This is a genomic window from Bacillus sp. JJ1532 (genome assembly GCF_036965085.1).
GTDB lineage: Bacteria > Bacillota > Bacilli > Bacillales > Cytobacillaceae > Cytobacillus.
In genome coordinates this window covers 1-19,431 of record NZ_JBALOW010000055.1, presented here as the reverse complement: position 1 = coordinate 19,431, position 19,431 = coordinate 1, and the positions used below count along the sequence as shown (strand labels likewise).

General features: G+C 39.1%; 16 protein-coding genes. 8 read left to right on the top strand and 8 right to left on the bottom strand.

Annotation, left to right across the window (positions count from 1 at the left end; translation table 11 throughout):
- Positions 1–216 precede the first annotated feature (216 nt).
- From noc to rpmH, 8 genes are all read right to left on the bottom strand, one after another.
- Positions 217–1,092 (bottom strand): nucleoid occlusion protein, encoded by an 876-nt coding sequence (gene noc, locus V7122_RS18535; protein WP_335528154.1) that lies wholly within the window; start codon positions 1,090–1,092, stop codon positions 217–219.
- Between the two features lie 164 nt (positions 1,093–1,256).
- A complete protein-coding gene (gene rsmG / locus V7122_RS18530) occupies positions 1,257–1,973 on the bottom strand; it encodes a 16S rRNA (guanine(527)-N(7))-methyltransferase RsmG (RefSeq protein WP_335528151.1) in 717 nt (238 codons plus the stop codon).
- Between the two features lie 36 nt (positions 1,974–2,009).
- Positions 2,010–3,899, bottom strand: a complete 1,890-nt coding sequence (gene mnmG / locus V7122_RS18525; protein ID WP_335528148.1) for a tRNA uridine-5-carboxymethylaminomethyl(34) synthesis enzyme MnmG — start codon at positions 3,897–3,899, stop codon at positions 2,010–2,012.
- A gap of 130 nt (positions 3,900–4,029) precedes the next feature.
- Complete coding sequence (gene mnmE, locus V7122_RS18520; RefSeq protein ID WP_335528145.1) at positions 4,030–5,415, bottom strand: tRNA uridine-5-carboxymethylaminomethyl(34) synthesis GTPase MnmE; 1,386 nt, start codon at positions 5,413–5,415, stop codon at positions 4,030–4,032.
- A 473-nt stretch (positions 5,416–5,888) separates the two neighbouring features.
- Positions 5,889–6,509, bottom strand: coding sequence for an RNA-binding cell elongation regulator Jag/EloR (jag, locus tag V7122_RS18515; RefSeq protein WP_335528143.1), 621 nt, complete (start codon positions 6,507–6,509; stop codon positions 5,889–5,891).
- A complete protein-coding gene (gene spoIIIJ / locus V7122_RS18510) occupies positions 6,506–7,282 on the bottom strand; it encodes a YidC family membrane integrase SpoIIIJ (protein WP_335528139.1) in 777 nt (258 codons plus the stop codon). The genes jag and spoIIIJ overlap by 4 nt, the downstream gene beginning before the upstream one ends.
- A gap of 164 nt (positions 7,283–7,446) precedes the next feature.
- The gene (gene rnpA, locus V7122_RS18505; RefSeq protein WP_335528136.1) at positions 7,447–7,818 is read right to left on the bottom strand and encodes a ribonuclease P protein component; all 372 of its coding nucleotides are present in this window, start codon (positions 7,816–7,818) and stop codon (positions 7,447–7,449) included.
- 79 nt (positions 7,819–7,897) lie between these two features.
- Positions 7,898–8,032, bottom strand: coding sequence for a 50S ribosomal protein L34 (gene rpmH, locus V7122_RS18500; RefSeq protein ID WP_066296007.1), 135 nt, complete (start codon positions 8,030–8,032; stop codon positions 7,898–7,900).
- 734 nt (positions 8,033–8,766) lie between these two features.
- Between rpmH and dnaA the strand changes: the two genes are divergently transcribed.
- From dnaA to V7122_RS18460, 8 genes are all read left to right on the top strand, one after another.
- Positions 8,767–10,113 carry a chromosomal replication initiator protein DnaA gene (dnaA, locus tag V7122_RS18495; protein WP_335485211.1) on the top strand — a complete coding sequence of 449 codons (1,347 nt, stop codon included), beginning with the start codon at positions 8,767–8,769 and terminating at the stop codon, positions 10,111–10,113.
- Between the two features lie 175 nt (positions 10,114–10,288).
- A complete protein-coding gene (dnaN, locus tag V7122_RS18490) occupies positions 10,289–11,425 on the top strand; it encodes a DNA polymerase III subunit beta (protein WP_335528132.1) in 1,137 nt (378 codons plus the stop codon).
- A 180-nt stretch (positions 11,426–11,605) separates the two neighbouring features.
- Positions 11,606–11,815 carry a S4 domain-containing protein YaaA gene (gene yaaA / locus V7122_RS18485; protein WP_335485205.1) on the top strand — a complete coding sequence of 70 codons (210 nt, stop codon included), beginning with the start codon at positions 11,606–11,608 and terminating at the stop codon, positions 11,813–11,815.
- Between the two features lie 47 nt (positions 11,816–11,862).
- Positions 11,863–12,981 (top strand): DNA replication/repair protein RecF, encoded by a 1,119-nt coding sequence (gene recF / locus V7122_RS18480; RefSeq protein ID WP_335347369.1) that lies wholly within the window; start codon positions 11,863–11,865, stop codon positions 12,979–12,981.
- 9 nt (positions 12,982–12,990) lie between these two features.
- Positions 12,991–13,230, top strand: coding sequence for an extracellular matrix regulator RemB (gene remB, locus V7122_RS18475; protein ID WP_335347368.1), 240 nt, complete (start codon positions 12,991–12,993; stop codon positions 13,228–13,230).
- A gap of 108 nt (positions 13,231–13,338) precedes the next feature.
- Positions 13,339–15,261 carry a DNA topoisomerase (ATP-hydrolyzing) subunit B gene (gene gyrB, locus V7122_RS18470; RefSeq protein ID WP_335347367.1) on the top strand — a complete coding sequence of 641 codons (1,923 nt, stop codon included), beginning with the start codon at positions 13,339–13,341 and terminating at the stop codon, positions 15,259–15,261.
- Between the two features lie 170 nt (positions 15,262–15,431).
- The gene (gene gyrA, locus V7122_RS18465) at positions 15,432–17,957 is read left to right on the top strand and encodes a DNA gyrase subunit A (protein WP_335347366.1); all 2,526 of its coding nucleotides are present in this window, start codon (positions 15,432–15,434) and stop codon (positions 17,955–17,957) included.
- Positions 17,958–18,053: 96 nt separating this feature from the next.
- Positions 18,054–19,142 (top strand): HD-GYP domain-containing protein, encoded by a 1,089-nt coding sequence (locus V7122_RS18460; protein ID WP_335528129.1) that lies wholly within the window; start codon positions 18,054–18,056, stop codon positions 19,140–19,142.
- Positions 19,143–19,431 lie beyond the last annotated feature (289 nt).

The window sequence follows — 19,431 nt, the reverse complement described above, 5'->3', positions numbered from 1 at the left end:
TACCCTTGCTAAACGAGAGTCATGAACACACCATAGTCCGCGTTTTCAGGTGAACCCTTGCAAAATGAGCTTCATGAACGCTTTATAGTCCGCGTTTTCAGGTGAACCCTAGCAACCATTGGAATAAAAATGCGGGCATATGCCAACATGCATGCAAAAAACATGAGAAATTAAACGATGGACTGTTTAATTTCTCATGAGTATATAAGATATTCATTATTTCTTTTTTGGAATTTTAATGGTTATTTGATAGAATTCATCAAATTCTTCTTCATGCGAGTCTAGGTTAATACCGCTATCTGAAACCATAGATAAGGATTGACGGATTGTATTAACAGCAATTCTCATATCCTTGCTAAACGCTTTTCTTTTCGGTTTTGGCTTCGGGTTATTTTGTTCTAAAAGACGAACAACCCGGTCTTCAGTTTGCTTTACATTTAGGTTTTTATCAATAATTTCCTCTAGAAGCTTCACTTGCTTTTCAGGATCCTTAAGCGGGATAAGTGATCTGGCATGGCGCTCAGTAATCGCTTTACATAATAATGCATCCTGAACCTCTTGAGGCAGCTTTAATAACCGGAGCTTATTTGCAACGGTTGATTGCCCTTTTCCTAAGCGCTGAGCTAATGCTTCCTGGGTTAAATGATGTAACTCCAATAGCTTCCCATATGCGATTGCTTCTTCAATTGGAGATAATTCTTCCCTCTGCAGGTTTTCAATCAAGGCAACAGAAGCTGTTTCTGTATCATTTAGATTTTTGATGATGGCAGGAACTTCCTCCCATCCTAGCTTCTTCATGGCACGCCATCTGCGCTCACCTGCGATAATTTCAAACCGCCCATTCTCAAATTCCCGAACAACAATCGGCTGAATGATGCCATGAGTATGTATGGTTCGTGACAGTTCTTCAATTCTATCCTCATCAAATACCGTTCTTGGCTGAAAACGGTTAGGAACAATATGATCTATGGGGATTTTCTTAATTTCCTCATATTCCCCAATCTTCTCAACATCTATTTCTTCTTGTTTTTCTATTTCAACTTGTTCTCCCTTTTCGCCTAGGCCAAAAAAGCGTGAAAAAGAATGCTTCATCACCCTACACCACCTTTACGAAACTCCCTATTACATATTCTCTATAAAATTGACAAGTCCTGCTGAAAATCAGGATTTTTATTTTTCCAATTATCTTAAATGAGACATGGAACCTGTACCCTTATCCCTACTAATTATGCCACAATTCTTTGAAAAGTGTAATCCTATTCAATTGGGGTCTTGTTTGGGGTACCTGGTTTCCTAGGATATTTTTTGGGTGTAGCCTTTTCTTTGTGAATAATTAATAGATTGCGTTCGCTATCTTCCTGTGGGAGCGTGAAAGAAAATGATTGATGAAGTTTTCCACCTAGGATGGAAATGGCCTTTTTCCCCACTTCTAGTTCTTCTTCAGCACTAGCACCCTTCATCGCGATAAATGTACCGCCGACTTTTACTAGCGGCATACATAGCTCGCTTAAAACAGAAAGCCTTGCAACTGCACGGGCTGTAACGACATCATATGATTCGCGGTGCTCTTTTTTCTGACCAAATGTTTCCGCTCGGTCATGAATTAATTGAACGTCCTTCAAGCTAAGTTCCTTCGTTAAATGCTCTAAGAAGCCAATCCGTTTATTAAGAGAATCGACAATCGTAACCCGCAGCTCTGGAAATGCGATTTTAATTGGAAGACTTGGGAAACCCGCTCCTGCTCCTACATCGCAAATATGTAATGGCTTCGTAAAGTCAAAATAAAAGGCTGCTGAGATCGAATCATAAAAATGCTTTAAATAAACCTCTGGCTTATCTGTAATCGCCGTAAGGTTCATTTTCTCGTTCCATTCCACTAGTAAGGTAAAATATTTCTCATATTGATCTAATTGCTGAGGCGAGAGGGAGATCCCCTTCGCCGCCAGCGCTTCAATAAATTGTTCTGTATTCATTCGCCAATCCTTTCTCAAGCTATGAAATGGCAAGCTTTATTCGTTTGTGACCTTTGCAATTCGGCCCTGTTCAATATAAATAAGCAAAATAGAAATATCGGCAGGATTGACTCCTGAAATTCTAGAAGCTTGTGCAATGGATAATGGCATGACTTCTTTTAAATTATGTCTTGCCTCTTTTGCCAGACCAGTAATCGCGTCATAATCAATATTCTCAGGGATCCTTTTGTCTTCCATTTTCTTTAATCGTTCTACCTGCTGCAATGATTTATCAATATAGCCTTCATACTTAATTTGAATTTCCACTTGCTCTTTTACTTCTTGATCCAGATTTTCTTCCCCAGGAGCGAGCTGCCAAATATGCTCATAGGACATTTCTGGTCTTTTCAGCAGGTCTGAGGCCCGGATTCCGTCTTTTAATTCGCTGCCTCCAAGGCTTTTGATGATTTCCTGAACGTCCTTTGATGGCTTTAAAATAATTCCTTTTAACCGTTCGATTTCATTTTCAATCGATTGTTTTTTAGAAAGGAACTTTTGATAGCGTTCTTCATTGATAAGACCAACAGAATAACCAACTTCCGTTAATCGCAGATCAGCATTATCATGGCGAAGCAATAAGCGGTATTCTGCACGAGAAGTGAGTAATCGATAAGGCTCCTGCGTCCCTTTTGTAATCAGGTCATCAATCATAACCCCGATATAGGCATCCGAACGGCTCAAAATGACCTCATCCTTGCCAAATACGTTCATAGCCGCATTGATTCCAGCCATGAGGCCCTGTGCACCTGCTTCTTCATAGCCTGATGTTCCATTAATTTGCCCAGCTGTATATAAATTCTTTACCCTCTTCGTCTCTAATGTTGGCCAAAGCTGAGTCGGTCTGACGGAATCATATTCAATCGCATAGCCTGCGCGCATCATCTGGGCATTTTCCAAGCCAGGGACACTGCGGATCAAATCATGCTGTACTTCCTCTGGCAAGCTTGTCGATAAGCCTTGAACATAGACCTCTTGCGTATTTCGTCCTTCAGGCTCCAGGAAAATTTGGTGGCGCGGCTTGTCGTTAAAGCGAACAATCTTATCCTCAATGGATGGGCAATAACGCGGCCCCTTTCCTTGGATCATCCCGGAATACATCGGGGAACGATGCAGGTTAGCCTCAATAATTTGGTGTGTGCGTTCACTTGTATAGGTTAGCCAGCATGGCAGCTGGTCTGTTATAAATTTTGTCGTCTCATATGAGAAGGCAAGCGGTGCATCATCACCAGGCTGAATTTCTGTTTTACTGTAATCAATCGTATTGCTGTTCACACGAGGAGGTGTACCTGTTTTAAAGCGTTCTAATTCAAAGCCGATTTCCTCTAGATGCTCAGAAAGCTTGATAGAAGGTTGCTGATTGTTCGGACCGCTTGAATATTTTAGTTCGCCTAGGATGATTTCTCCTCTTAAAAAGGTCCCTGTTGTAATGATTACAGCTTTCGCATGATAAACAGCGCCTGTTTGGGTGATCACACCTTTACATACACCATCTTCAATGATTAGTTGTTCAACCATTCCTTGGATAAGAGTAAGGTTTGATTGACTTTCGAGTGCCTTCTTCATTTCATGCTGATAGGCAAATTTATCAGCCTGTGCACGCAACGCTCTGACAGCAGGCCCTTTTCCTGTATTCAGCATGCGCATTTGAATATAGGTTTTATCTAGATTCTTTGCCATTTCGCCGCCTAAAGCGTCTATTTCTCTTACAACGGTTCCTTTTGCCGGACCTCCAATAGAGGGATTACAAGGCATAAAGGCAATCATATCTAAATTAATGGTGACGACTAATGTCTTCGCGCCAATGCGGGCAGACGCAAGGCCAGCCTCACAGCCTGCATGACCAGCCCCGACCACAATGACATCATATGTTCCAGCTTCATATGGCATGATGCTGCCTCCTTTTTTTACTTTAGCTTTAGTTTTGGACAAAAATTTCTTGTCCGAATAACGGCCGCATTCGGACAACTTCCTCTGGATTCCGCTTTTCCTGTCCAAATAACAAGAATTAAAAAATCATCTATTTTCCTAAACAGAACTGCGAGAATAACTGGTCAATTAAGCTTTCATGGACGCTGTCTCCGATGATTTCTCCAAGCAGCTCCCATGTTCTTGTAAAGTCAATTTGTACAATATCAATAGGGGTTCCCATTTCTACTGCCATTAAAGCATCTTCCATTGCACTTAACGCTTGATTCAATAAGGCAATATGGCGAGAATTCGAAACATACGTCATATCCCTTGATTCGATCGAGCCCTCAAAAAAGAGAGAAGCAATCGCTTCCTCCAGCTCATCTACTCCCCTATCCTCTAATAAGGATGTTGTGACAAGCTTATGGTTCCGAGAAAGGTTCCGGACACGATCCATGTCAATGCTTTGAGGAAGATCGGTTTTATTCACAATGACGATAACGTCCATACCTTCGACAGCTTTAAATAAATTCTCGTCCTCTTCCGTAAATTCATCAGAGAAATTCAGAACAAGCAAAATAAGGTCCGCTTCCTTTAACACCTGCCGGGACCTTTCAACGCCGATTCGTTCGACTATATCCTCAGTTTCCCTTATCCCTGCTGTATCCAATAAACGTAATGGCACACCGCGAACATTCACATACTCTTCAATCACATCACGAGTCGTTCCAGGAATGTCTGTTACGATCGCCTTATTTTCTTGAACAAGACTATTCAACAAAGAAGATTTTCCTACATTTGGACGCCCTACAATGACGGTCGATAATCCTTCACGTAATATTTTCCCCTGATGCGAGGTACGAAGCAGCTTTTCAATCTCCCCTTTAATATATGAGCCCTTTTCTAATAGGAGCTGATGGGTCATTTCCTCCACATCATCATATTCAGGATAATCAATGTTTACCTCAACATGAGCGAGCGTCTCTAATATTTCCTGACGAAGCTTCCGAATAAGCTTCGAAAGTCTGCCTTCCATTTGTCCAAGAGCCACATTCATAGCCCGATCCGTTTTTGCCCGAATTAAGTCCATGACAGCTTCAGCCTGAGATAAATCAATCCGTCCATTTAAGAAGGCTCTCTTCGTAAACTCCCCAGGCTCCGCAAGTCTAGCCCCATGACTCAGAACAAGCTGAAGCACCCGATTGACAGAAGCAATTCCTCCGTGGCAATTAATTTCAATGACATCCTCTTTCGTGAAGGTTTTGGGACCCTTCATAACCGAGACCATGACTTCTTCAGCTATTTCATTCGTCCTTGGATCGACCATATGCCCATAATGGATCGTATGAGAGGCAACCTCTTTCAGTCTTTTACCGCTAACACCTCTAAACATTTTATCAGCAATCGGAATTGCTTCATCCCCGCTTAACCGAACGATCGCGATCGCTCCCTCGCCCATAGGCGTCGATATGGCTGCAATTGTATCTAATTCCATTACACTCCACCTCTTTTCATTAAAAGCTTTATTTATCTATAAAGTGAAACTTCAATCAGTGGGGGTTTTCTTTCATCCCCCACTGATTGTTAGTTGAACCAATCGGGCCTTTACGGGCTGTTGACCCCCACTTAGAAATTTTTGTTTTACTCGACTTCTTGAAGTGGAGGTCTTACAGCCCGTTAATCTGCGATAAACGTTACTTCCTGTGATTTCTACAAAATAATAGAATATCATATGCCTTTTTATTAGAAAACAAGTTTGTCTTCCTCTTCTTGCTTTAAATAAAACTTGTCCACAGCATTTATATTTTCAAAAACCTTTTATTTATCCACAGTTTTCAAGTTAGGTATACTATATTTTATCTTATCCACATGTGAATAACAATAAAGCAGCCGTATCCTATGAAAAGAATTGATGCAATGAATTTTTAGAACAAAAAAAAGAACCCAATCACGAGATTGGGTTCCTGCTTATTTAACGGGTGTAATGACGAGATGACGATGCGGGTCATTTCCGCTTGAATACGTTTTTATCCTTTTATTATCAGCTAGAGCAGTATGAATGACCTTTCTTTCATATGAAGGCATCGGTTCTAAAGTAACAGTTTGACCTGTCTTTATCGCCTTTTGCGCCAATCTTCCAGCTAACTGAATAAGTGTATCATTTCGCCTTTTCCGATAATCCTCCGCATCCAGTAATACATTAATGTATTGTTCCGAATAGCGGTTCATAACTAATTGTGTTAAATACTGCAAAGAATTTAAAGTCTGACCCCTTTTTCCAATAAGCAGAGCAATTTTTTCCCCTGTTAAAATGAATTCGATGTTTCTCCCGCTGCCAATTACCTCTATTTCAATCGCAGCGCCCATCTTTTCACTTACATCTAATAGGAATTTCTTGCCTTCTTCAATTGGGTCTATTTTCATAACAGCTTTCACAATTGCAGGTCGTGAACCAAAGATGCCAAAGATCCCTTTTTTGCCTTCATCGACGATTGTAATTTCTGCACGTTCTTCCGTTGTCTGCAACTGAGCTAGAGCCGACTTTACTGCTTCCTCGACGGTCTGTCCTGTAGCAGTTACTTGTCTCACTTTTTTGCTCCTCCTGCTTTACCGGTTGCTGTAGCTTTCAGCTCCGGACCTTTAATAAAATACGTCTGAACGATCATAAAGATATTACCGACTACCCAGTACAATGAAAGGGCAGCTGGGAAGTTAATAGCAAAAACAACGATCATTATCGGCATGAGCCAAAGCATCATCGCCATTTGCGGATTTTGATTAGCTGTACCTGCCATCATCATTTTTTGCTGAATAAATGTTGTTACACCAGCAATCAACGGCAAAAGATAAATTGGATCTGGAGCACCTAGTTCAAACCATAAAAAGGAATGTAACTTAATCTCCTGAGTACGGGATATAGCATGGTAGAATCCAATCAGTACTGGCATTTGAATGATTAATGGAAAACATCCAGCTAAAGGGTTGACCCCATGCTGCTGGAATAGCGCCATGGTTTCTTGCTGCAGCTTTTGTTGGGTTTTTTGATCTTTTGAACTGTATTTTTCTTTTAATTTTGCCATTTCTGGCTGCAATGCCTGCATTGCCTTAGAACTTTTCGTTTGTTTAATCATTAAAGGAAGCATGAATAAGCGGACAATAATGGTGACAATGATAATCGATAAACCAAAGCTGCCACCAGCAAATTCAGCAACTATTATGATGAAAAGTGAAAGCGGGTAAACTATGTACTGATTCCAAAAGCCTTCACTTTCGGATGTAATCGGCTGATTAATATCCATACAGCCTGATAAAAGCGCCATTAAGAAGATTAGACCGACCACTAGAAGTATTCTTTTCTTCAAACGATTTTTCCTCCTTACTGCTAAGAAAATTTATCTATTGTATGTTTATTCCCAAGTTTGTCACCTTCTAAATATATAAATGCAATTCAGAAGATTATGGAAAACAAAACTACATATATTTTAACATTATTAATAAAGCATGTCTTTAAAGAAAAAACTTCTTCTTAAGACTGTTTATCAGCAATTCCTGGCTTAGGCTTAACCATAACCTTTGACAGCTTTAATACATGAATTAAACTGTTCTTAATTTCATGGAAACCCATATCAGCAACAGGCTTTCTTGCAATAATAATATAGTCGAAAGGATGTTTTAATTCATTCTCTAGTTCGTGGAAAGCTTGACGAACATAGCGCTTGATCTGATTTCTTGTGACGGCGTTGCCAATTTTCTTACTCACTGAAAGTCCAATTCGAAAGTGCTCCTGACCTGGCTTATTAAGTGAGTAAACAACAAATTGCCGATTGGCAAATGACTTGCCTTTTTTAAAGGCGTCTTGAAATTCTTTATTCTTTTTCACTCTAAATTCTTTTTTCATCTTCTCTTACCTCTCTAACAAGCGGAAGACTCTGTTTTTAATTGATTATGGAAAAAAAGACCACTGACGTTTCAGTGGCCTAAGCAGATAATACTTTTCTTCCTTTACGGCGGCGGCGAGCTAAGACGTTACGTCCGTTTGGCGTGCTCATGCGGCTGCGGAATCCATGAACTTTACTTCTTTTACGTGCTTTTGGTTGGTAAGTTCTTTTCATTATATGACACCTCCCTGAGGAATAGCTGTTAAAGACAGTCCTACTAATTATAAAGATGTAACTAGAATGTTGTCAACTGGTAGAAATTCGTAAGCTTGCATTCTAAACTAACTCAATTCTTACAAAAAGATCCACCAAGAAAGTTTACCCTCTTTTTGAATCTCTGTCACTTAAAAATTTTGTTTTTAAGAAAGTAATTTTCTCCACTTTTTTAATTTGACACCCGAATAGCCTGCGATTCTTATGTTGTGGATAATTTTTCGACACGTTTTTTATTATCCACAACACATATCGACAGCTTTTTCACACAAACACCCCTTGTGGACAATTTAAATCCACAAACTCTTAGCCTTGTGGATAGATTCTTAAAAACCATTGCACCTATTAGGAATATCTGTTATCATATTTGTGTTTTCACACTTAATAAATCATTGTGCATAACTTAGTTATCCACAGATTGTGGATAACATGTGGATGAGTTATTCTTTAAGGTTGTAAAACCTTGTCCACAGCTAGTGGATATTGTCGAAATCCTTCTTCTTTTCCTTATTATATGTTTTTCCACATACATGAGACTGTATATTTATTAATATGTAGGTTGTACTGCTTGTATAGCCTATATTTTTTTGGTGCCTATCATTCTAATACACTAATAAAAAGTGAATATTGGCCTACTACGTTCTACCTGCTAACGAAAATTTCTTTAATAGTAACTGGAAAAGGAGGGCTATCTATTGGAGAACATTGCGGATCTTTGGAATAATGCACTGACCAGCATAGAAAAGAAAATAAGCAAACCGAGTTATGAAACATGGCTGAAGTCAACGAAAGCTCACTCTCTTCAAGGTGACACGTTGACGATTACTGCGCCGAATGAGTTTGCCCGTGATTGGCTGGAAGAGCGCTATTCCCAATTGATCTCTGGAATTCTCTATGACATAACTGGAGAAGAATTAGGAGTAAAATTTATCATTCCTCAAAATCAAAATGAAGAAGCGCTTAATTTTCCAAACCCGCCTAGAAAAGCGGATAAAGAGGATGAACATCCTGAACTGCCATTAAACATGCTTAATCCTAAATATACATTTGATACGTTTGTTATTGGCTCAGGAAACCGATTTGCGCATGCTGCTTCATTAGCAGTAGCTGAAGCACCAGCTAAAGCATACAACCCTTTATTTATTTATGGGGGAGTCGGACTTGGAAAAACACACCTTATGCACGCCATTGGCCATTATGTGTTAGATCATAACCCGTCAGCTAAGGTTGTATACTTATCATCAGAGAAATTTACGAATGAATTTATTAACTCCATTCGTGATAATAAGGCCGTCGATTTCCGCAATAAATATCGAAAAGTGGATGTATTGTTAATTGATGATATTCAGTTTTTAGCAGGAAAAGAATCAACTCAAGAAGAATTTTTCCATACCTTTAATACATTACATGAGGAAAGCAAGCAAATAATTATATCCAGTGATCGGCCGCCAAAGGAAATCCCAACCCTTGAAGATAGGCTTCGTTCCAGATTTGAATGGGGACTTATCACCGATATCACTCCGCCAGATCTTGAAACAAGGATTGCTATTTTGCGCAAAAAGGCGAAAGCTGAAGGACTAGATATACCAAATGAAGCTATGCTATATATTGCCAATCAGATTGACTCTAATATTCGTGAATTAGAGGGCGCTCTTATTCGCGTTGTTGCGTACTCATCCTTAATTAATAAAGACATAAATGCCGATTTGGCAGCTGAGGCTCTTAAAGATATTATTCCAAGCTCAAAGCCAAAAGTGATTACGATACTTGATATTCAGCGTGTTGTCGGGGAACACTATAATGTGAAGCTAGAAGATTTTAAAGCGAAGAAAAGAACAAAATCTGTTGCATTTCCTCGACAAATTGCCATGTATTTATCGCGGGAATTAACAGACTTCTCTTTGCCTAAAATTGGAGAAGAGTTTGGAGGACGGGATCATACAACCGTGATCCATGCTCATGAAAAAATCTCTAAACTCGTGCAATCGGATACTCAATTTCAAAAAGAAATAAAAGAGATTCATGAAATACTAAAAATATAGTGTGCATAACATCAACCAGCTTACACACAGTCTGTCCACATGTGGATAGGCTGTGTTTCCATTAAAAAAATAGAGTTATCCACATATTAACAAGCCCTACTAGTACTTCTAGTATTTTAAAAAAGAAAAATATATAACTAATATAATAAAAATAGTTTAAACGGAGGATTAAGAAATGAGATTTATAATCCAACGGGATCGATTAGTTCAAGGTGTTCAGGATGTTATGAAGGCGGTAACGAGCCGAACTACTATTCCAATTTTAACGGGGATCAAAATTGTCGCGACATCTGAAGGAGTAACTTTAACAGGCAGTGATTCAGATATATCGATTGAATCATTTATTCCTAAAGAAGAAGCTGGAAATGAAATTGCTGAAATCAAGCAAGCAGGCTCCATTGTGCTCCAGGCTAAGTTTTTTAGCGAAATTGTTAAGAAGCTGCCGACGGATACGGTTGAAATGCATGTGGAAAACCAACTACAAACAGTCATCCGCTCTGGAAAATCTGAATTTAAATTAAATGGTTTAGATGCGGAGGAGTATCCGTTATTACCGCAAATCTCGGAAGAAAATGTGTTTAAGATTCCAACCGATCTTCTTAAAGCGTTGATTCGCCAAACGGTATTTTCAGTGTCCACCTCAGAAACACGCCCCATCTTGACAGGTGTAAACTGGAGAGTGGAAAATGGGGAATTAACCTGTATTGCAACAGATAGCCATCGCTTAGCGCTTCGAAAAGCAAGAATAGAAACAGAAGCTGCAGAAAATTACAATGTCGTTATTCCAGGAAAGAGCTTAAGTGAATTAAGCAAAATTTTGGATGATCATAATGATCCAGTTGAAATTGTCATTACAGAAAATCAAGTTTTATTTAAAGCCAAGCACCTATTATTTTTCTCAAGATTACTTGAAGGTAATTATCCTGATACATCCAGATTGATCCCGACAGAAAGCAAAACAGATATTGTCGTCAATACGAAGGAGTTTTTACATGCGATTGATCGTGCTTCACTATTAGCAAGAGAAGGACGAAATAATGTCGTTAAATTTACAACGATTGACGCAGGGGTTATTGAAATATCTTCTAATACACCAGAAATCGGACATGTTGTCGAAGAATTACAAAGCCAATCTGTAGAAGGTGAGGATTTAAAAATCTCCTTCAGCGCCAAATTTATGATGGATGCACTTAAAACACTAGAGGGTTCAGAAATTAAGATTAGTTTCACGGGAGCCATGAGACCATTTGTTATTCGACCAATTAATGACGATTCCATTCTCCAGCTGATTTTGCCGGTTAGAACGTATTAATAAACAAGAAGGGCTGCCAGCATAAGAGCTGGTAGCTTTTCTTTGTATAATCGCTAAATTTTTAGTAAAATAGAATTTTAGGGTACATTCTAGAAATTGTTTTGATTTTATGGGAAAAATAAGGGAAGATAGCTTTTATTTTCTTTTGACAAAAAATCAAACAATCGAGGAAGTGAAAAGATGACAGAAATCAAAATTGATACGGAATATATTACATTGGGTCAATTTCTTAAAGTAGCTGAGGTTATTCAGTCTGGCGGGATGGCCAAGTGGTTTTTAAGTGAATATGAAGTATTCGTAAATGGAGAGCAGGACCAAAGAAGAGGAAGAAAGCTCCGAACTGGAGATAAAGTTCAAATCAAGGACTTTGGGTCATTTACGATTGTTTAAAAAATAGGCCTTCTGTAGCAGAGAGCTATGCTAAAGGATGTAGGTCCATGTATATAGAGCAATTGCTGTTAAAAAATTACCGGAACTATGAAGGATTAGAAGTCCAGTTTGAAAATAAGGTGAATGTCATATTGGGTGAGAATGCACAAGGAAAAACAAACGTCATGGAATCCATATATGTATTAGCCATGGCAAAATCGCATCGTACCTCAAATGATAAAGAACTTATTCGCTGGGACCAAGAGTATGCTAAAATAGAAGGTAGGGTCCAAAAAAATAGAGGTTCCTTGCCGATGCAATTAGTTATCTCCAAAAAGGGAAAAAAGGCTAAGTGCAACCATATTGAACAGCAAAAATTAAGTCAATACGTGGGAAATATGAATGTCGTCATGTTTGCTCCCGAAGATCTCCATCTTGTAAAGGGAAGCCCGCAGGTAAGACGGCGTTTTATCGACATGGAAATAGGGCAAGTTTCTCCCATCTATCTCCATGATGTTAGCCAGTATCAAAAAATACTGCAGCAAAGAAATCACTATTTAAAGCAGCTCCAAATAAAAAAACAAACGGATCAAACAATGCTGGATATCCTGACAGAGCAGTTTATTCAAACTGCCGTCAAAATCGTGAAAAAACGCTTCGAATTTCTGCAGCTGCTTGAAAATTGGGCAATGCCGATTCATGAAGGAATATCAAGAGGGCTTGAATCGTTGAAAATAGAGTACAAGCCATCGGCAGATGTATCAGATGAGCAAGATTTGTCGAAAATGATAAAAGTATACGAAGATAAGTTTGGAAAAATAAAAAATAGAGAAATTGAACGTGGTGTTACGATGTTCGGCCCTCATCGGGATGATCTTACTTTTTATGTAAATGGGCGCGATGTACAAACCTTTGGCTCACAAGGGCAGCAGCGAACAACAGCTTTATCTGTTAAGCTCGCAGAAATTGAGCTTATTCATTCTGAGATTGGTGAATATCCCCTATTGCTTCTTGATGATGTACTTTCAGAACTTGATGATTATCGGCAATCACATTTATTAAATACGATTCAAGGAAAAGTACAAACCTTTGTCACAACAACAAGTGTTGATGGAATTGATCATAAGACCTTAAAAGAGGCAGCTGCTTTCAGGGTGGAAGCTGGAAGCGTGAAAAAGATTCAATGAGGTGAGCATTTGTACATCCATGTCGGAGAAGATATATTAGTTCGTTCCAAGGATATTGTCGCTATTGTTGATAAGCAAAGTGTTCACTCTTCTAAAATGATAGAAGAGTTTTTAGAGCGCCAGAAGCACTCTGTCATAAACCTCTCCAAAGGTTCTTATAAATCAGTGGTCATTACCACGAAGGAAATCTACTTTTCCCCACTGGCATCAGGTACATTAAAAAAGCGTTCCGCGAAATCTGCAATTTAAAATAAAGATAATAGTTTGGCGAAATAGAATAAGGATTAGCCAGGCTTTTTTATAGATAATTGATATTTGATAGTAATGCAAATGAAAGTGTAGGTGATCGATGTGTCAATGGAGCAAAAGGCAGTGCAGGAAGAGTCTTATGATGCCAATCAGATACAGGTTTTAGAAGGTCTAGAAGCGGTTCGTAAGCGTCCAGGGATGTATATTGGTTCTACAAGTGCTAAAGGTTTGCACCATCTCGTATGGGAAATTGTAGACAACAGTATTGACGAAGCATTAGCCGGATATTGTTCAGAGATTAATGTGTGCATCGAGAAAGATAATAGTATAACCGTCATCGATAACGGACGTGGTATCCCTGTCGATACTCAGGAAAAAATGGGCCGTCCAGCTGTTGAAGTTATTATGACCGTTCTCCATGCTGGAGGGAAATTCGGCGGCGGCGGATATAAGGTTTCCGGCGGGCTGCATGGTGTAGGTGCTTCTGTTGTTAATGCACTTTCCACTGAATTAGAAGTATTTGTTCATCGGGATGGACATATTCACTATATTAAATTTGAGCGTGGCGTTACGTGTGGGGATATAAAGATCATCGGAGAAACCGATCATACAGGGACAACGATACATTTCAGGCCAGATCCGGAGATCTTCACTGAAACACTTGAATACGACTTTGATACACTGGCAAACCGTATTCGGGAATTAGCCTTCTTAAATCGCGGCCTCCAAATTAACATTGAGGATAAGCGAGAAGATGGCAAGAAGCTAGAATATATGTATGAGGGCGGAATCAAGTCGTACGTTGAGCATTTAAATCGTTCAAAGGAAGTCCTTCACGAGGAACCGATTTATATTGAGGGCGAGCGTGATGGAATTAATGTTGAAGTATCCATCCAGTACAATGATGGGTATACAAGCAATATTTATTCCTTTGCCAATAATATTAATACGTATGAAGGCGGAACCCATGAAGTCGGTTTCAAAACAGCTTTAACAAGGGTTATTAATGACTATGCAAGAAGAAGTGGGATTTTCAAAGAAAATGATGCCAATCTTTCAGGGGAAGATGTCCGCGAAGGAATTACGGCTATTATATCCATTAAGCATCCGGACCCTCAATTTGAAGGACAAACAAAAACAAAGCTAGGGAACTCTGAGGCCCGTGCGATTACAGATACTGTTTTTTCTGAGGCATTAGACAAATTCCTGCTAGAGAACCCGGCTGTTGCGAGAAAAATCGTTGAAAAAGGGCTAATGGCTGCCCGTGCAAGATTAGCAGCTAAAAAGGCTCGTGAATTAACAAGACGGAAAAGTGCATTAGAAGTATCAAGCTTACCTGGTAAATTAGCGGATTGTTCTTCAAAGGATGCATCCATCTCTGAATTATATATTGTTGAGGGTGATTCAGCGGGCGGATCCGCCAAACAAGGGCGTGATCGCCATTTCCAAGCCATTCTTCCGCTAAGAGGGAAAATCCTCAATGTTGAGAAAGCTAGACTGGATCGAATTCTTTCAAACAACGAAGTAAGAGCCATGATTACAGCAGCTGGAACGGGCATTGGTGATGACTTTGATATTTCGAAAGCGCGATACCACAAGATTGTTATCATGACCGATGCGGATGTTGACGGTGCCCATATTCGTACTTTACTATTAACCTTCTTCTATCGTTATATGAGACAAATCCTTGAAGCGGGATATATTTATATCGCTCAGCCACCTTTATACAAAATCCAGCAAGGTAAACGGATTGAGTATGCCTACAATGAAAGTCAGCTGGAAGAAGTTATGGGGAGCTTGCCAAGCAGTCCTAAACCAAATGTACAGCGTTACAAAGGGTTAGGAGAGATGAATCCAGAGCAGCTTTGGGAAACAACGATGAATCCAGAAACAAGAACGTTATTGCAGGTAAATCTTGAAGATGCGATTGAAGCGGATGAAACCTTTGAAATCCTTATGGGTGATAAAGTGGAACCTCGCCGTCAATTTATTGAAGAAAATGCATTATATGTTAAGAACCTAGATATTTGATTGAGACCCAGGGTAGATGGCTATTATTCTATCCTGGTTTTATATACATGAAGTGCAAAGGGAGCTACTTTTGATATTTAGGCTACCTTTTATCATAGAAACTATTCATCGGGAATTTTCACCTATGGATAGATTGAGAAATAGTTGTTCACATAAAGGAGGTTCTTTACATGGCTGAAACTCCGAAGCCCTCAGTAAAAGAGATTAATATAAGTCAGGAAATGCGTTCATCCTTTCTTGACTATGCGATGAGTGTTATTGTATCTCGTGCTTTACCAGATGTACGAGATGGATTAAAGCCGGTTCACCGCCGGATTTTATACGCAATGCATGATCTTGGCATGCATTCAGACAAGCCTTATAAGAAATCAGCTCGTATCGTTGGGGATGTTATTGGTAAGTATCATCCGCATGGTGACTCTGCTGTTTATGAAACAATGGTGCGGATGGCTCAGGACTTTAACTACCGTTATATGCTTGTAGATGGGCATGGCAACTTTGGTTCTGTCGATGGGGATTCTGCAGCAGCGATGCGTTATACGGAAGCTCGTATGTCCAAAATCTCGATGGAGCTTTTAAGAGATATTAATAAAGACACAATTGATTATCAGGATAACTATGATGGGGAAGAGAGAGAGCCCGTTGTTTTGCCGGCTAGATTCCCGAATTTATTAGTGAATGGTACATCAGGAATAGCTGTTGGAATGGCAACGAATATCCCTCCGCATCAGCTTGGCGAAGTCATTGATGGAGTTCTTGCCATTAGTAAGGATCCTGATATGACAATTCCGGAACTGATGGATATTATTCCGGGACCGGATTTCCCTACAGCTGGGATGATTCTCGGCCGAAGCGGCATTCGCAAGGCTTATGAAACAGGAAGAGGCTCTATTACATTAAGAGCAAAAGTAGACATTGAACAAAAATCAAATGGCAGAGAAGTCATTATTGTCAATGAAATTCCTTATCAAGTGAATAAAGCTAAGCTGATTGAAAGAATTGCTGAGCTGGTTAGAGATAAAAAGATTGACGGGATTACCGATTTGCGTGATGAATCCGACCGTAACGGTATGCGGATTGTCATTGAAGTTCGCAGAGATGCTAATGCAAGTGTATTATTGAACAATCTATATAAGCAAACGGCGATGCAGACGAGCTTCGGAATCAATTTGCTTGCTCTCGTTGATGGGGAACCGAAAGTACTGAATTTAAAGCAATGTTTAGAGTATTACCTCAATCACCAGAAGGTCGTAATCCGCCGCAGAACAGAGTTTGAATTAAGAAAAGCGGAAGCGCGTGCTCATATTCTTGAAGGCTTAAGAATTGCACTCGATCATTTGGATGAAGTAATTGCATTAATTCGCGGCTCTCAAACAACGGATATTGCCAGAGAAGGATTAATGTCTAAATTTAATCTTTCTGAGAAGCAAGCTCAGGCAATTCTAGATATGCGTCTACAACGTTTAACAGGCTTAGAGCGTGAAAAAATTGAAGATGAATATGCAAGCTTAGTTAAACTAATTGCCGAGCTGAAAGCGATATTAGCGGATGAGGAAAAGGTACTCGAAATTATCCGTGAAGAATTGCTTGAAATTAAAGAAAGATTTAATGATGAGCGCCGCACGGAAATCGTTGCAGGGGGCATTGAGCAAATTGAAGATGAAGATCTTATTCCTCGTGAAAATATCGTCATCACTCTAACTCATAAAGGCTATATTAAACGTCTGCCGGTTTCTACTTACCGTGCCCAAAAGCGTGGTGGCCGTGGAATTCAAGGCATGGGGACAAATGAAGATGATTTTGTTGAGCATTTAATGACAACATCAACCCATGACACAATCTTGTTCTTCACGAACAAAGGGAAGGTATATCGTTCTAAAGGATATGAAATTCCTGAATTTAGCCGTACAGCGAAAGGAATTCCAATTGTTAACTTGCTTAGCGGCATCGAGAAGGATGAATGGGTAAACGCTATTATCCCTATTGAAGAATTTGTAGATGATTGGTTCTTATTCTTTACAACTAAGCAAGGGATTTCTAAGCGTTCCCCTCTTACTTCATTTGCTAATATTAGAAATAATGGGTTAATTGCCATTAATTTAAGAGAAGATGATGAGCTGATTTCTGTACGCTTAACAGATGGACAGAAGGAAATTATTATTGGAACGAAAAATGGGCTGCTCATTCGTTTCCCTGAAGATGATGTCCGTTCAATGGGACGTACCGCAACAGGGGTTAAAGGAATAAGCTTAAGCGGTGATGATGAGGTAGTGGGAATGGAAGTGTTGGAGGAGAATTCTCAAATACTAATTGTTACGAAAAACGGTTATGGTAAACGTACACCTTCCGAAGAATATCGTATTCAAGGAAGAGGCGGAAAAGGAATTAAAACATGTAATGTTACCGAGAAAAATGGAAATCTAGTTTCCATGAGAGCGGTCACTGGCGAAGAAGACTTAATGTTAATTACGACGGGCGGTGTCCTAATCCGCATGGCTGTTAGTGATATTTCGACAATGGGACGTAACACTCAAGGTGTCAGACTCATTCGTTTAGACGAAAACATAGATGAATTTGTCGCTACTGTTGCCAAGGTTGAAAAAGAAGAGGATAAACCTGAAGAGGAATTAACAAAGCCATTAGAAAGTGCTGAATTCCTTCCAGATGAGGAATCCGTAGAAGATGATCAAGAATAATATACAAATCGGGGGAACACAAATTTTGTGTTCCTCCTTTTGTGTTTAATGGGGTATAATGGTAAAAACGACTCATGACATTTGGGGTGGAAGACTGTGCGTGTAAACATAAAGGAATTGCGAGAGGGATGTATTGTATCTGAAGATATTTATAGTCTGACAAATCGTCCAATTGTTACAAAGAAAAGCATTCTTACGAAAGAATTAATACATATATTAAATGTTTTTCTTATTGAGGAAGTAGCTGTAGAAAAGTTAATGGTTAATGGCTCTGTGTTTATTCCAAAAGAATACATAATTGATGAGAGAGAAACAAAGGAAGCACCAAGCGAGAACAATGGATGTCTGGAAGATATGTTTCTTATAGGAGTTCAAAATTTTAAAAGGGAATTTAAGAACTGGCAATCAGGTTTGCCGATTGATATTTCAAAAATAAGAAACATTATGCTTCCTCTCGTTGATAAATCAGAAACTAATCCCTCTGATTTGTTCTCCCTGCATCATTTATCAACTAATGATGAATACCTGTATCAGCACTCTGTTGCAGTCGGGCTATTAAGTGCCTTTATCGGAAAGAAACTTAAATATAATAAAGGGGATGTTTTACAGCTTGCTCTTAGCGGTTGTCTTTCAGACGCAGGAATGGCAAAAGTAAAGCCTTCTATCCTTTTTAAGAATTCAACCTTAACTCTTCAGGAATTTGAAGAGATTAAAAGACATCCAGTTTATAGCTATAAGATGGTGCAAAATATTTCTCTATTAAAAGAAACGACAAAGTTAGGGATTTTTCAACATCATGAAAGATTAGATGGAAGTGGCTATCCATTAGGGGAACAAAACAATAAAATCAGCACTTTTGCCAAAATCATTGCGGTTGCTGATACCTTTCATGCCATGACTAGTAATAGACTTTACCGAAAAAAGCAGTCACCTTTTAAAGTTTTAGAAATGATGCTCCAGGATATGTTCGGGAAATATGATATTGCAGCGATGCACGCAATCGGGTCAGGCTTTATGACTTTTTCAATTGGAAGCAGTGTAAAGCTTTCAAATGGTCAAATAGCTGAAATTATGTTTTTAGAAGAAAAAACACCGACAAGGCCACTTGTGAAAATAAATCAAACCGGTGAAATTTTTCACTTAGAAAAGCATCGGCAATTATATATAGAGGAAGTGATTAAATAGACCACAAATAGTTGGTCTATTTTTTTGCAAAAGGGAATTAACATATTTTACAATAATAAAAAGACCGATTTATGCGTAAAAAACACTTGCAAAAGCACTATGGGCTTGTTATACTAATTCAAGTCAGCAAGCGAGAGCGAATAACTCCTTTGAAAAAAGTGTTGACAATGTTATATAGAAATGATATATTAATAAAGTCGCCTCTGAGGGGCAAGATAGTTCTTTGAAAACTGAACGAACAAAAACGTCAACGTTTTAGTCTTTTTATCAAAAAAGACATTTATGAGCT

Coding starts and splice junctions, on each gene's coding strand:
- noc (WP_335528154.1), bottom strand. CDS start 1,092: ATGAAGCATTCTTTTTCACGCTTTTTTGGCCTAGGCGAAAAGGGAGAA.
- rsmG (WP_335528151.1), bottom strand. CDS start 1,973: ATGAATACAGAACAATTTATTGAAGCGCTGGCGGCGAAGGGGATCTCC.
- mnmG (WP_335528148.1), bottom strand. CDS start 3,899: ATGCCATATGAAGCTGGAACATATGATGTCATTGTGGTCGGGGCTGGT.
- mnmE (WP_335528145.1), bottom strand. CDS start 5,415: ATGGAATTAGATACAATTGCAGCCATATCGACGCCTATGGGCGAGGGA.
- rnpA (WP_335528136.1), bottom strand. CDS start 7,818: ATGAAAAAAGAATTTAGAGTGAAAAAGAATAAAGAATTTCAAGACGCC.
- rpmH (WP_066296007.1), bottom strand. CDS start 8,032: ATGAAAAGAACTTACCAACCAAAAGCACGTAAAAGAAGTAAAGTTCAT.
- dnaN (WP_335528132.1), top strand. CDS start 10,289: ATGAGATTTATAATCCAACGGGATCGATTAGTTCAAGGTGTTCAGGAT.
- yaaA (WP_335485205.1), top strand. CDS start 11,606: ATGACAGAAATCAAAATTGATACGGAATATATTACATTGGGTCAATTT.
- recF (WP_335347369.1), top strand. CDS start 11,863: ATGTATATAGAGCAATTGCTGTTAAAAAATTACCGGAACTATGAAGGA.
- gyrB (WP_335347367.1), top strand. CDS start 13,339: ATGGAGCAAAAGGCAGTGCAGGAAGAGTCTTATGATGCCAATCAGATA.
- gyrA (WP_335347366.1), top strand. CDS start 15,432: ATGGCTGAAACTCCGAAGCCCTCAGTAAAAGAGATTAATATAAGTCAG.